The organism is Nitrincola iocasae (genome assembly GCF_008727795.1).
Lineage (GTDB): Bacteria > Pseudomonadota > Gammaproteobacteria > Pseudomonadales > Balneatricaceae > Nitrincola > Nitrincola iocasae.
The window spans coordinates 1125993-1140424 of the sequence record NZ_CP044222.1 but is presented as its reverse complement, the minus strand read 5'-3'; the positions used below and the strand labels follow the sequence as shown (position 1 = coordinate 1140424).

Annotated in this window: 13 protein-coding genes; 1 reads left to right on the top strand and 12 read right to left on the bottom strand. The window is 45.2% G+C overall.

Features of this window, described 5'->3' with window-relative positions; genetic code table 11:
* Positions 1-52: 52 nt before the first annotated feature.
* The 10 genes from F5I99_RS05270 to F5I99_RS05225 all read right to left on the bottom strand — a co-directional run bounded on the left by F5I99_RS05270 (position 53) and on the right by F5I99_RS05225 (position 10951).
* Entirely contained in the window at positions 53-1219 is a 1167-nt protein-coding gene (locus F5I99_RS05270) for a nucleotide sugar dehydrogenase (protein ID WP_151053982.1), read from the bottom strand.
* Between the two features lie 64 nt (positions 1220-1283).
* On the bottom strand, positions 1284-2690 hold the full coding sequence (locus F5I99_RS05265; protein WP_151053981.1) for a coiled-coil domain-containing protein: 1407 nt from the start codon (positions 2688-2690) through the stop codon (positions 1284-1286).
* A 25-nt stretch (positions 2691-2715) separates the two neighbouring features.
* Positions 2716-3207, bottom strand: coding sequence for a transcription/translation regulatory transformer protein RfaH (gene rfaH / locus F5I99_RS05260; RefSeq protein ID WP_151053980.1), 492 nt, complete (start codon positions 3205-3207; stop codon positions 2716-2718).
* Between the two features lie 341 nt (positions 3208-3548).
* Positions 3549-4409 (bottom strand): IS3 family transposase, encoded by an 861-nt coding sequence (locus F5I99_RS05255; RefSeq protein WP_191905919.1) that lies wholly within the window; start codon positions 4407-4409, stop codon positions 3549-3551.
* Positions 4406-4717, bottom strand: coding sequence for a transposase (locus tag F5I99_RS05250; RefSeq protein WP_151053310.1), 312 nt, complete (start codon positions 4715-4717; stop codon positions 4406-4408). The genes F5I99_RS05255 and F5I99_RS05250 overlap by 4 nt, the downstream gene beginning before the upstream one ends.
* Positions 4718-4812: 95 nt before the next feature.
* Entirely contained in the window at positions 4813-6492 is a 1680-nt protein-coding gene (locus tag F5I99_RS05245; RefSeq protein ID WP_151053979.1) for a PglL family O-oligosaccharyltransferase, read from the bottom strand.
* A gap of 87 nt (positions 6493-6579) precedes the next feature.
* Positions 6580-7071: a pilin gene (locus F5I99_RS05240; RefSeq protein ID WP_151053978.1), complete on the bottom strand. Its 492-nt coding sequence runs from the start codon at positions 7069-7071 to the stop codon at positions 6580-6582.
* 276 nt (positions 7072-7347) lie between these two features.
* Complete coding sequence (locus tag F5I99_RS19770; protein WP_407670322.1) at positions 7348-9426, bottom strand: polysaccharide biosynthesis protein; 2079 nt, start codon at positions 9424-9426, stop codon at positions 7348-7350.
* Positions 9423-10031, bottom strand: coding sequence for a sugar transferase (locus tag F5I99_RS05230; RefSeq protein ID WP_325063012.1), 609 nt, complete (start codon positions 10029-10031; stop codon positions 9423-9425). The genes F5I99_RS19770 and F5I99_RS05230 overlap by 4 nt, the downstream gene beginning before the upstream one ends.
* Positions 9968-10951 carry a UDP-glucose 4-epimerase family protein gene (locus F5I99_RS05225; protein WP_151053976.1) on the bottom strand — a complete coding sequence of 328 codons (984 nt, stop codon included), beginning with the start codon at positions 10949-10951 and terminating at the stop codon, positions 9968-9970. The genes F5I99_RS05230 and F5I99_RS05225 overlap by 64 nt, the downstream gene beginning before the upstream one ends.
* A gap of 153 nt (positions 10952-11104) precedes the next feature.
* Between F5I99_RS05225 and F5I99_RS05220 the strand changes: the two genes are divergently transcribed.
* Entirely contained in the window at positions 11105-12073 is a 969-nt protein-coding gene (locus F5I99_RS05220; protein WP_151053975.1) for an IS30 family transposase, read from the top strand.
* A 28-nt stretch (positions 12074-12101) separates the two neighbouring features.
* On the opposite strand, the gene F5I99_RS05215 is transcribed toward F5I99_RS05220, so the two are convergent.
* Together F5I99_RS05215 and wecB are read right to left on the bottom strand one after the other, a co-directional pair.
* Entirely contained in the window at positions 12102-13262 is a 1161-nt protein-coding gene (locus F5I99_RS05215; RefSeq protein WP_151053974.1) for a glycosyltransferase, read from the bottom strand.
* Positions 13262-14404, bottom strand: coding sequence for a non-hydrolyzing UDP-N-acetylglucosamine 2-epimerase (wecB, locus tag F5I99_RS05210; protein ID WP_225307565.1), 1143 nt, complete (start codon positions 14402-14404; stop codon positions 13262-13264). Before wecB ends, F5I99_RS05215 begins: the two co-directional genes overlap by 1 nt.
* Between the last annotated feature and the right edge of the window lie 28 nt (positions 14405-14432).

Sequence of the window (14432 nt, the reverse complement as noted above, 5' to 3'; positions counted from 1 at the left end):
TTTCGCCCGCTGAGCGGGCTCCCACAAACTGTGGCGAATAAAAATCTATAACTTAATCACTACCAAACAAATCCCGGGTATACACCTTTTCGGCAACATCCTGCAGATTTTCTGACAAGCGGTTGGCCAGGATCACATCGCTGATCTGCTTAAACTCTTCCAGGTCGCGCATTACGCGGGAGTTGAAGAAGCTGCTTTCTTCCATCACCGGTTCATAGATCACCACTTCAATGCCCTTGGCTTTGATGCGCTTCATCACTCCCTGAATAGCCGAAGCACGGAAGTTATCGGAACCGGATTTCATCACCAGCCGATAGATACCGACCACTTTGGGATTACGTTTAATAATGGAGCTGGCAATAAAGTCTTTGCGTGTGGTGTTCGCGTCAACAATCGCACGGATCAGGTTACTCGGCACTTCATCATAGTTAGCCAGCAGTTGCTTGGTGTCTTTCGGCAGGCAGTAGCCGCCATAGCCAAAGCTTGGATTGTTGTAGTGATTACCGATACGAGGGTCTAAACCCACCCCTTCGATGATCTGTTTGGTACTCAAGCCATGGGATTCAGCATAGGTATCCAGCTCATTAAAATAAGCCACGCGCATTGCCAGGTAGGTATTGGCAAACAGCTTGATTGCTTCTGCCTCGGTCGGATCAGTAAACAATACCTGCACATCCTGCTTGATCGCGCCCTGCTTGAGCAGTCCGGCAAAAATCTCTGCCCGCTCAGAGCGTTCACCGACAATAATACGTGATGGGTATAAATTATCGTAAAGAGCGCGCCCTTCTCGCAGAAACTCAGGTGAAAATATCAGGTTATCGGTACCCAGTTCCGCTTTAACGCTAGCCGTGTAACCCACCGGGACCGTTGACTTGATCACCATCACCGCCTGCGGGTTCACAGCCATCACATCCCTGATTACCGATTCCACACTTCGGGTATTAAAGTAGTTGGTCTGTGGATCGTAATCGGTAGGCGTCGCGATGATGACAAAATCAGCACCGGTGTAGGCTTCGGCTTTGTCCAGTGTGGCTTTGAAATTCAGCGGTTTATTTTTCAGAAAATCTTCAATTTCGGCATCTACAATCGGAGATTGGCGATTATTTAACTGTTCAACTTTCTCTTCTATGATATCGACTGCAACCACTTCATTGTGCTGCGCCAGCAACATGGCATTGGATAAGCCGACGTAACCTGTTCCTGCAATTGCAATTTTCATCTTTACTGTCCTTTGTAATCAGTCAAAGTCTGGATTAGCTGTATGTCTGAATCAAACACTGAGATTAGTCATCATGCATACTCTGTCGAAGCCGGGCAATAAATTCTGCCAAAAATGCTGCCATAACCCCCAGCATCAACCCCATTAAGCCACTCATAATCAGAACCAGCACCGGACCCTGACCGCGAATTTCCTGGCCCACACCGGGTTCTATCACCGTACGGCTGTTGCTGATCTGTTGTAACTGATTATCCACCGAGGCTATCTGATATTGATAACGCTGCAAACCGGATGCATGGTTATGCTCCAGCAGATTAATTTCTGTTTCCAACCGATCCGCTTCAGCTTGTACTTGCCGTATTGACAATTCCCTCGAGATTTCATACTCTCGCAGCGCTTTCTGGGCTTCATCTACAATACTTTCCTGTATTCCGATATCACTCAACAGGTTTACCATATTACGTCGATATTCGGCATTTTCTTCCGGAATTCCCAGATATAGAGCATTCTCAAGGTTACGCACACTGTTGAGTGCCGTATTAATCTGGCTATCAATCATCAACAAACTTTGTGACAACTGTGTTGAACCGATCAAACCTGTGTCGAGCACACTCTGGCGAGAGCGTCGGAATGCCTCCAGATCCGCTTCAGCGCGGGTGAGTTGCTTAAGCAACAAGCTTTGTTTTTCTGACTGGCGCTCTATACGTTCGCGTAAATTAGCCTCCTGCTCCTGGATCGACTGTAATTCACGCTGCGCCCGGCTCAAATTGCGTTGAAGGTGTTGCACCTCCATCTGCCGTAGCTCGTCATTGCTCAGACGCTCCAACTCGGTCAACACCTTACTTTTCGCAACGTTAAGATCAGCCAGTTCGGTTTCCAACAGGGAGCGGCTTTGCATTTCGGCTAAATCAAGATCCAGACTGCGTTTAAGAATTTCCAGTTCCTGCAGTCGGGTTTCAATCAACTGTTGATGTGACGCAGTCAAGCTGTCTATAACGGCTTGATGCAAAGCACTTGCCTGAGACTGAGCCTCCGGATCGCTGCTGACGTTGCTCGTCAACACCAGCATTCTGGAGTTTTCTGCAATATTCGCTTTTATTTCCGGCAAACTTTGTACTGCGGTCGGAGTCTCCTGACTGACCGTTCGGGCTGCGGCAGGAATGCTGGTAGACGTCACTCGTGACAAAACACTACTAAACGATTCAATAGGCTCAACTTCACCTTCGCTGTCCGGATATACTCCGACCTCAATAACAGAGCGAAACTCATACAGGCTAGGCTTGAGCATGGCATAAAGTAACCCCAGCAAAAGACAGGCTACCAACGTCACCAATAACACACGCCGCTGCTGGTAGAGCACTTTACCAAGATCAAGCAGGCTGATCTCATCTTCACCACTCCGATATGGATAAGGTGGATAATGCGGAGGTGGAAAATTGGCATCCTGCGTTACATTGCCGGTGTTGTTCATGCTTGTTTTCTGTCCTGTTAAAAACTTAAATTTTACAAATACTGCTGGTAGGAAGGGTTAGGCGCTGCTGCTGATGTAATAGGTTCATGAGCAGAATCACACGTTCGTTACCATCAAATGCCTCAAAAATAGCTTCCAGATCACAAAAAGGACCTTCAGTAATCCTGACTTTCTCACCTTTTTCCAAAGATGCCTTTGGCAGCATTTTATTACAACGCATCTTTAACGCAGAAACCAAACTGTCATCTACGGGTAATGGCAAACCACCAAAGCCAACGAGTCGGGTAACCCCACGTGTAGAACGTATGGGTTGCCAATTATCATCCAGTTGATCGAGGTGAATAAAGAGATAACCCGGGAAGAGTGGTTCCTGACACAGGTGACGTTTGCGCTGACGGATTTTTTCCAGGGTGACCAGAGGAAGATAACATTCATACTGCTGGTTTTCTAAATGCTCCAGCGCTCGCAGCGTCTCACCGGGTTTACACTGCACCAAATACCAATCCCGCCCGTCCATTGAGACCACTCCTGTAGAACAACTCTATTACCGAGCTGCAATTGTAGCCTCTGGTGCTGGGTGTGTGAAGGCAATATGTCTTGATTGCCTGACCACCACCCATCAGTGTTTACAGATTAACTATGTCGTTGTGGGCCTGGAACTATGCAGGCATTGCTATACTGCCACTGTGACACGCCATGAACCGGTAGTTTTCATCCCTGAGAGCTCCACTGCTGCCATCCCTGGCAGCAGACGGTCACAGAGCCAGAATGACAACACCTTCTGAAATTTCCGTGCTGGGTTTGAGATTCGTATAGTTCAAGTAGCCTGAGCTTCCCCCAATAAAACGGACGGTTTAATTAAGAGGCGTACTTAGCCTCGTATTCCACTGGACTGATATAGCCCAGATAAGAATGCCGTCTGCGCCTGTTATAGAAGACTTCAATGTATTCAAACAGGCTTTTCTTTGCTTCATCTCTCGACCGATAGTCCTCGTCGTAGACCAGTTCCGTTTTCAGCGTTCCGAAGAAGCTCTCTGCCACAGCGTTATCGAGACATTCCCCTTTCCGGCTCATGCTGCAAAGTAGTTTGTTTTCCTTTAGTAGCCGCTGGTAGCTGCCCGAGGCATAGGTGCTTCCCTGGTCCGAATGGACGATAACTGAGTCTACCTTACCTCGACGCCAGACAGCCATCGTCAGGGCATCCTGGACAAGCTGAGCGTTATTCTTGTCTCCCATTGCCCACCCCAGCACCTGGCGTGAATACAACTCAATCACCACGGCCAAATACAGCCAGCCTTGACGCGTAGGAATGAACGTCGTGTCCGTCACCCAGGCTTTATCGGGTAAATCGACATCGAACTCACGCTTGAGCCTGTCTGGCGCTGGCTGCATAGTATTCTTTGAGTCGGTAGTGATTACAAATCGGCGTGCCATTTTCGACTGGATGTTATTCTCTCGCATCAGTCTGGCTACACGCTTTTCACTCACCGCTTCACCCGATTCCAAAAGGTCTCGGTGAATACGGGGTGAACCGTAGATCCCACGGCTGGCCTTGTGGAACAGTGATATCTTCGTCACCAACTTCCGGTTCTGCTTGGCACGGTCGCTCTCTGGCCGGTTGCGCCAGTCATAGTAACCACTGGGTGATACCTCCAGGGCCTGACAGAGGCGAATAACGCTGTGATCTTTGCTGTGCTCACCAATGAATGCGTACTTCACTTGAATTCCTTCGCAAAGTACGCCGCGGCCTTTTTTATGATTTCCAGCTCCTCCTTCAGCCGCTCATTCTCCCGCCGCAGAGTGGTTAACTCACTCTGATTCTCTTTCTTGGGGCGGCCTCTGTTTCCTGAGAAAGCCTGTTCAGCCTGGCTTTGAAGCTGCTCCTTCCACTTGTAGAGCTGGTTTCGGCGAATCCCAAGCTCCATGGCAATCTCGGCAGCTGGCCTTCCAGACTCTTCCATCATCCGGATGGCCTCTTGCTTGAATTCCTTGGTATAGGTTTTATACGGCTTACGTTTCATAATCATGTTGAACACTCCTTAGCCAGCATTGTCGCTGATTTAAAGTGTCCGTTAAACTAGGGGAGGTTCAGCCTGACCCCTTGATTCCCTTGATTCTTTTTTCAATTTACTAAAATTTCATCAGGAAACGTCTCACTCATAATATGAATAGCTTCTAAATATTTATCATCTCCATGCAAATCCTTCAATATTTTTAAATAAAACTCTGACTTATCTCTTTCATCATTTAATTTTAAAGCGAGTGCATATCTATACAAGATCGAAGGATATGGATACCTATAGACGACCCTTCGCATAAAATCAATATCTCTATGAGACATTCCAGACACTGGATCCATTCTTGCAAATTCATGAAAGGCTTTTAATTGAGTTAAAATAAACACATCAGGAACATAATCCTTAGTTCTATCCCTACCTATTTTTGCTATTTCGAATCTTAATACTCTATTATTTTCTTCAACAACACGGTACTCCGACCAAACCACAGAAAACAAAAAAAACAGAAAGAATACAAATATAAAACCATGCACCTTCGATACACTAGAAACTACTGCAGGGTTAGTTTCACTATGTAAGCCCCCCAATAGAATGCCAACTGGAAAAATGAAAAATGCATATGCATGAGGATACTCAAGCATAGCATGCGTCAAAACAAAGCAAATAGAAATTAAAGCAAAAAATGATTCTTTATTATAAACATTACATGCCAAATAAAAAAACCACACACCTAAGAAAACAATCAAAATAGATCCTATAAAAGGGCCATTCCACACAAGCAAATCTAATAAAAAATTATGTGTATACTGGGTCGGTATTGGAACAGGATAAGCTGAGGTTATATTAACTTGAGCAACAGTAATCTGATTCCACCCATACCCCCAAAAAGGACCATTTACAATCGCTGTGAAAAATTGCAAATACATTTCCAACCGTTCCATAGATTTAGCCCGATCAAGCAGATCAATATTTGAAATCATCAAAAAATCAGAAACAAAAGGAAGAGAAACCACAAGCAAAAAATATATTAAAACCCAACATACAACCCACTTAAAAGATAAACGAAAGTTATCAGGTAACTGACTAAACCTTAGATTGAAATAACCGAACACTCCAAAAACCCAGAAAGCAGAAATCCATGGTGTTCTCGACTGAGTCAAAACAATTCCTATAATTATAAAAAAAGTCAAAAAAGAGCAAGAAATAGCATTCAAATATTTTCTATCATATAAATAATAAACACCCCCAAGCCCCAAGCATAATAATGTTGCCAAATTATTTGGCTGCCCCATATTTGCAAAAGGCCTACCGCCAATAGGCATATCTGCAATCCATATACTTCCAGGTAACATCAACCATTGCCATAGCGAGATCCATGTGGAAATAATAGCCACAAATATAAATAAAACAGAAACAATAACAATTATTTTTTTAGACTCAATATCTGAGTGAAATAAATTAAAACCAACCAAAACCGAAATAGCGAAGAATAACAAGTAGGCTGTCACTATCCAAGCATCACCAATAAAAAAAATAATACCAAATAAATGTTGTATCAACGGTAAGGCCGACAAAACAATAAAAAATACTATCACTGATGTTATTTTTAATTTCTTTAAAAATAACACAGAGAACAAAAGCAATAAGATCAAATAGAAGAATGATGAGAACTCCTGATATGCAGCTAACCAGGGTAAGTAGTGATTAGGCAACAAAATGGATATAACAAAAAAAATAGCTGCCATCACTATAATAAGTACTGATATCAAATTTAAACGCACCATTTTTCTGCTATTCCATCTAAAACTTTAGCATTACCAGAAATAAAAAAGACCCCAAAAGGGGCCTTTATGAAGCAAAACTATAATATATTAGTCTCTACAGGTAGCAGGTAGGTACTTAGATTCAAGTGTTGAAGCAGCAGGTCCACACAACCATGAACGAATAGGCTTAGCTGTACCTCGAACAAAATCAGCTGCAACAGCTGCTGTACTTGCGTTTGCATCAGTAAACGGACGGAGTTGAACCACTTCGCCATCCACATCACTAGAAATATTTCTTGCTGTAACCTGAATTACACCAGCCGCAGTAGTACCCACAGACTGAACGTACTGAGAGATTGGAGATGCTGATGTTCCACCTTCTCCACAGCCAAAACCATCTGCAGTGGGGTTAGATGCCAAGCCAGTTTGTGATACTTCTGAAATTGTAGTACGACACGCACTTGCAGCTAGAACAACCTCAGACATTTTAGCGCGAATGGTGTAATCCTGATAAGCAGGCAGCGCAATCGCAGCCAGAATACCGATGATTGCTACCACAATCATTAACTCAATAAGGGTAAAACCCTGTTGCTTTTTCATAGTTGTTCTCCAGCGAGTTAGGAAGTTAACATCAAGCTCCTGATCCATAAGGAGTCATGCAGCTTTACTTAAATAGTATGCATTGCGTGTGCCAACCCGGCAATACCGCCAAAAAAAATCTTCAAACGCTTGATTGATCTAGAATAAATCGGGTTTAGCTAATTTAATGTGCGCCTAAGACAGAAACCCTACACTTCGCCTGACTTTCTACGACACCCAGTATGACAATTTTGGTCACAGTCAGGTCAATAACTGGCTGCATTAAGGCACGAAATGTCACTTGGCTGAGTCAACCGCCAGCCAGTCAACTAACTCCGACATGGGCTTAAAACCGGATACCGCTTGCTCCAGCAAAGAGCGAGCCTCTGCGCAATCCAATCTTTTCAAGGCATTGTTCATTTGCACAAGGATCTCTGCAAGCTGTTGAGGCGATAGCTTTTCTTCCTGGGCCCGCATAATCTTAGGGTGCTCGGTGCCGACTACATCCTCACCTATCAGCAATTCTTCAAACAGCTTTTCACCAGGTCGCAAACCACTATAGATGATCTCAATTTCACCATCGGGGTGTTTTTCATCCAGCACTTCGTAGCCCATCAGCCGGATCATGCGCCGCGCCAAATCAACAATGCGGACGGACTCACCCATATCCAATACAAATACGTCGCCCCCCTTAGCCATGGAACCCGCCTGGATTACCAAAGAAGCAGCTTCAGGAATGGTCATAAAGTAACGGGTGATATCCGGGTGGGTGACAGTCACAGGACCGCCGGATTCGATTTGTTTACGGAATAAGGGGACGACTGAACCGGAAGAACCTAATACATTGCCGAAGCGGACCATTGAGAAGATGGTTTGGGTAGGTGTGGGTTCGCTCGCAGAGCGAGCTCCTACAGGTGTTCCTACGGGGGTTCCTACGGAGGTTCCTACAGGAACACCTACAGGATCATCATCCACCAATGTAGGAGCTCGCTCCGCGAGCGAATAATTTACCGTCAACTGCCCTGCAGCCAAGTCCTGCAATATTAATTCTGCCAGTCGTTTTGTGGCGCCCATTACATTGGTAGGACGAACTGCTTTATCTGTTGAGATAAGCACAAAGCGTTCAACACCACTACGTTTTGCGGCTTCTGCTATTACCTGCGTACCTAAGGCATTATTACGTATGCCTTCAAGTATATTATGCTCCACTAGTGGGACATGCTTGTAGGCAGCCGCATGGTAAATAGTTTGTACTGGGAAACGCTGGAGCACTTCCTGCACACGAGACCGATCACACACCGAACCCAGCAGCGCAATGCAGTCAACTTGAAATGGCTCCTGGTGCAGTTGTTGCTGCAACTTTTGCTCTATTGAATAGAGCGCGAATTCACTTTGCTCATATAGAATCAGAGTGCGCGGGCGGTTCAGCAGAACCTGTCGGCAAACCTCCGAACCAATTGATCCTCCTGCTCCAGTGACCAACACCACTTTGTCACGGATACTGGCATCGATCAACGGCTGCATAGGCGGTACAGGTTCGCGTCCGAGCAGATCCTCAATTTCTATCTCACGCAAACTGGCAACAGATTCACCTGATACGATGTCATGCATGGCCGGTACGGTTCGAACGTGAACAGGATAATCAGCCAAACGATCCAGAATCCGCTTACGGGCTTTGGGTGTGGCAGAGGGCATAGCAAGCAACACTGAGGTAATTTTCCGTTCAGCAATTAATTCAGGAATACTGGCCGGATCATAGACACTAAACCCCGCTACAGAACTACCCCAGAGCGATGCATCATCATCCAAAAAGCCGACACAACTTAACTCCTCACTGCCATCCAGTGCTTTTGCCAATTGAACGCCACTGCCACCCGCACCATAGATCAATACGGAATCTTTATTAAGATAGTGATTCAGCAGCCAGTGATAGTAGCTACGCATCAACAAACGGCTTCCACCGACATAGATCATCGCTACCAAGGCAAAATTAATCGGAATGGAACGAGGGAAGGGTTTGATATGAAATACAAAAGCGGCGGCCCAGAGTAGTAACGACAGGATCAAAACACCAAACGCAACTGTCCAGATAGCCTGAGCACCCATGTAGCGAACAACAGCACGATATAAACCCAACCTGATAAAAACCAGAATACCAACAAGAGGCAACAAAACAAATAACCAGGCCGCAGGATAGAGATAGATCTCAGGCCAGAGATCAGCAAAGCGTAGCGTGTAAGCTGACCACAAAGCCAAAGGTAGAGCCACCGTATCAGCTGCCACCATTAACAGACGCTTGTGAGCACGCTGCAGTGACATGAATTTAACATGCAAACTGGCGCGTTTCATTGCACGCTTCATAGACAAATTCATCATCTGATTCTATCTCCACGCCCTTTACCTAACACTGTTTGCAAGATGTAGCTGAAATACGCAGACAGGGTTAAAGACTCGATCATGCGCTGGTCTGTTTCAGCCAGCAATGCGGGTGTCGACATATCAATTTCATTAACCTGTGCCAGACCGGTAATACCAGGGCGTGCTTCAAACACTTTTCGCTCCTGGCGCTCATGGATCAATTCTGACTGATTAAATAAACAAGGCCGAGGCCCAACCAAGCTCATTTCACCTTTCAATACATTCCAAAGCTGGGGCAACTCATCTAATTTAGTCTTGCGCAGAAATTGCCCAAATTGGGTAATATCATCACTATTGGCAAGATGAGATGCAACTGAAGCCGTTTCCGGACGCATGGTTCGAAATTTCACCAGCGTAAACGGCTTCTGATGGCGACCAACCCGCTCTTGGCGAAAAATCGGAGACCCAGTATCAAATAAGCCGATAATAGTTAACAGTAAGAGCACGGGAAAACCGAACACGAGCCCCAACAAAGCAAAAGAAAAATCAAAAAGCCGAATCAAAACCCTTTCCCACCTGTTGGAACCCGGTTTCCGGGCGATAAATTTTCCTGTACAAAACACCTTTTCAACCCTTCATCCACAGACACGGGCGGCTCCCACCCCAACACATTACGAGCTTTGGAAATATCCACCTGTAACGATCCCAGGAGTCTCTGCGCCATAGCCTTTTTGCCTAATACAGTTGCACCCAGCATTAACAGTTTAGCTGGCACCGGAATCAAACGGGACGGCTCGCCCATTGCTATAGCAACGCCATGCAACAACTCAGTAGTTGAAAGATCCTGGCCGTCACCTGCAAGGAACACTTGATTAGCAGCAGCAGGATGATCAAGACAAGTAATGATCAAGTCAACCAAATTATCCAGCGCAACAAGTGAGCGCTGATTATGGATGGCACCTAAGGGAAGCGGCAAGCCTTTATCCACAAGTTTAATCATGCTGGCGAAATTACCTTTAACACCATGCCCGTATACCAGCGGTGGGCGAATAACCACCACTTCCATTCCCGTTTCTGTAGCCAACTTCTGCAGCCCCTGTTCAGCCTCCAATTTGGAAATGCCATAAGGGTCTTCGGGCGCGGGGATATCTTCTGCAGTGAATGGCTGATTCAATGGCGTTTGCTCGCCGTTCACCTTGATAGAGCTGATAAAAATAAAGCGCTTTACCCCAGCAGCAGCTGCTTGACGGGCCAAGTTCAGCGTTCCATCTACATTGACTTTACGGTATTCGGCTAGCGGATCAGTCACCTCATCTTTCATAATGTGAGCACGAGCGGCGGCGTGGATGACTACTTGCTGATCAACTAAAGCCTCTGACCAATCTGTATTCGCATCCAGGCTTTTAAAATTTATCAGTTTTGTGACTGGTAAACCGGTATTGTTACGAACTACCGATGTGATTTGAAACTTTTCTATTGCTGCAAGGGTTTTAGCTAGCTGGCTGCCAACGAAACCGGTTGCACCTGTCAGTAATACATTCATTCTAATTAAATCGCCTCACTTGAAGCCACTATATCCATAAAGCCTGAATTCAGATAATAACCGCAACACTCATGTGATGGGCCAGGTCGGAGAGAGGCCAGCTACCGAAATGTGGTAGCCTTATTTTTCGACCAAAAAAAATGAGATCTACACATGAGTTATCGGCAGCTGACCGAGGGACAACGATACCAGATTTCGTCGTTTCTCTCACAAGATTTTTCACAGCGAGAGATTGCAAGAAAACTAAACATTGCACCTTCGACCGTTAATCGAGAGTTGCGACGTAACAGAGATGAAGCAGGTCAATATGACCCCGATAGAGCTCAACAGTACTCATTATTTCGCCGTTTAAAGCCAAAAGCTAAGCGAATATGTGAGAACACAAAGAATGCCGTTGATTTCATGCTCGAACTTGACTGGAGTCCTGAACAGATATCAGCTATTTGCATTAGGATTGGCTACACCGTCAGTCACGAGTGGATCTATAGCTATGTACTGGCTGATTTCAATGAGGGTGGCACTTTGTTTACCCATCTGAGACATCGGTTAAAACGTTATAAAAAGCGGCTTCACAAGCAGCGGGGCCGTATCCTGGGTAGGCGCTCAATACACGATAGACCTCGGATTATTGATGATCGAGGCCGCTATGGTGACTGGGAAATAGACACGGTCATTGGCAAACAAGGAACGGGGGCTATCGTGACTATTTTAGAGCGAAAAAGCCGCTTTTATTTAGTTAGGAAAGTGACTAGTAAACGTGCTGATGCGGTGGCTGCAGCAACGATAGATATGCTACAGCCTTTTAAAGCTTTGGTTCACAGCATTACCGCCGACAACGGCTTAGAATTCGCTGATCATAAACGCATTGCTCGTGAACTGGATACTGATGTTTACTTTGCAGATCCCTATGCGTCTTATCAGCGTGGCGCAAACGAAAATGCAAATGGACTATTGCGTCAATACATACCCAAGGGCACGGATTTGCGGACTGTAACCCAAGCCCTGATTGCAAAGGTTCAAGTAAGGCTAAATCTGCGTCCCAGGAAAATACTGGGATTCATTCAACCAGACGTAATTTTTAAAGAGCAATTGCGACAGAATATGAGCGGGTGTTGCAGTTAATAGTTGAATTCAGGAAGTATAAAAATATTCAGCGTACTATTCCGAATAAGTTTTCCACAAACACTTCAAATTTAAGCTTTTCTTTCAATATTTCTCTTGATTGATCATTACTATTTGCTTCAATCGCATCCCTTTCAATATCAAAAAAAATCTTCACGAGTGCTTCAACATTAGGCTCGGCGACAACGCCAACTCCATGTTTTTTAATCCACTGGGCTACACCTGTCTGTTCGCCACACACAGCTAAAATGTGTGCTCCTGAAAAAACATAGGAAGAAGATTTGCTAGGAAACGCATAACGAGTGACTTCGTCCTCTATAGGTAACAAAGCCCAAGAATAGTCCGCATTAATCTGCGCTGCATCAACTGGAGTCACCAAACCCGCATAGTGGAATTGTTCAAACCTATCTGAAAATGATTTAAGTCTATCTGAATAAATGCCGCCTCCAGCAAAGACGAATATCAGTTGGCCGCCTTGATCGAAATAGGCCTCTATCGCATCAAGAATCAATGGAATACGTTGCAATCGACCCGCATTGCCACAAAAGGAGAAACCCGCAATTTTTGGCTTGCTAAGATCAATATTATCAAACGAAACAGCCGGGTTATCCAATATATGCACAGGAACAGTCGTTCCTGATCTGGATCGGATTTCGTCAGCCATCTGTCCTGTAATCGTAATCAAGCACTTTGCTTTGCGCATTGTTAAAGCATCCATCTTTAGCAATATTCTATAAAGCCACTGATTTACAGGGATTACAACATTCGCAGCTTCTGGGTGTATATCCTGTAGATGATAGATATACTCTGCCCGAAACAATCGGCAATACAGCATGACTATAAATGGCACAACAACGGGTGGGTCTGTTGACACATAAACTTTACCGGGACGCACCCAAATCAAAACGGCCAGCACCCACGCCATGAAAAATATAGCATCGAAGGCCCGTAAGAGCACACTGCTGGCAGAGTTAGTCCAGGCTTTAGCAGGGTAAAAACGTACCCCTTTGCCCCGCTCTGCTTCTGCCAACTTTTTCCTGATATCAGCGTGATCTTGCATAATTACAGTGACTGAATTACCACTCGATACAGTTTGCTCTGCAAAACGCAACAGTGCTTCACCTATAACTGGATATACAGGCCAGAAACTGCGATTAATAATAGCCAGTTTGACAGGTTTAGCAGTCATCAATACCGTTTCCAGACAGTTCGCATAACATAGTCACGGTAGCTGTGAATAATACGCACAACTTTATCTGCCACATTCGGCATGCTGTAATCAGCCACTAAACGTAAGCTTCGCTCATTACCACGCACCTGAGACTCAAGAATAGCCAGACCTTGTAGCACTCGATCCACTTCAAGACCCACCATCATAGCGGCCGCCTCTTCCATCCCTTCAGGGCGTTCATGCGCCTCACGGATATTTAGCGCAGGAAAGTTCAGAATAGAGGACTCTTCGTTGATGGTGCCACTGTCTGACAATACCGCCTTAGAACACAACTGCAGCTTATTATAATCCTTGAAACCTAGCGGTTTAAGCAACTGGACATTGGGGTGAAAGGTTACCCCCATGGTATCTACACGTTTCTGGGTACGTGGATGAGTAGATACAATCACAGGCATATCATAGTGTTGTGCAACAGTATTCAGCACATCGACAAGCTTTAAAAAATTCTTGTCGGAATCAACATTTTCTTCACGATGTGCGCTAACTACAAAAAACTCACCTTGGGTTAGGCTTAAGCGCTGTAACACATCGGAAGCATCAATACCCTCGCGGTAGTAGTTAAGCACTTCAAACATCGGACTACCGGTTTTAATAATACGATCCGGTGGTAAGCCTTCAGCAACCAGATAGTCACGCGCAATCGTACTGTAGCTCATATTAATATCAGCCGTATGATCGACAATCCGACGGTTGATCTCTTCAGGCACACGCATATCAAAACAGCGATTACCGGCTTCCATATGAAAGGTTGGTATCTTGCGGCGCTTGCCTGGGATGACTGCCATACAGCTATTGGTATCACCCAGAACAAGAATAGCTTCCGGCATCACTTCAGCCAACACCTGATCTACCTTGATAATTACGTTACCGATGGTCTCCGCACCACTAGCGCCAGCGGCACTTAAAAAGTGGTCTGGCTTACGGATACCCAAATCCTGAAAAAAAATTTCATACAGTTCATAATCATAGTTCTGACCTGTATGCACCAGAACATGCTCACAATGTTCATCCAGCTTAGCTATTACCCGAGACAATCGAATAATTTCAGGGCGGGTTCCCACTACCGTCATCACTTTTAATTTTTTCACTGATGTATTCATAAAAACACTCTAAATCTATAAAAGCTAA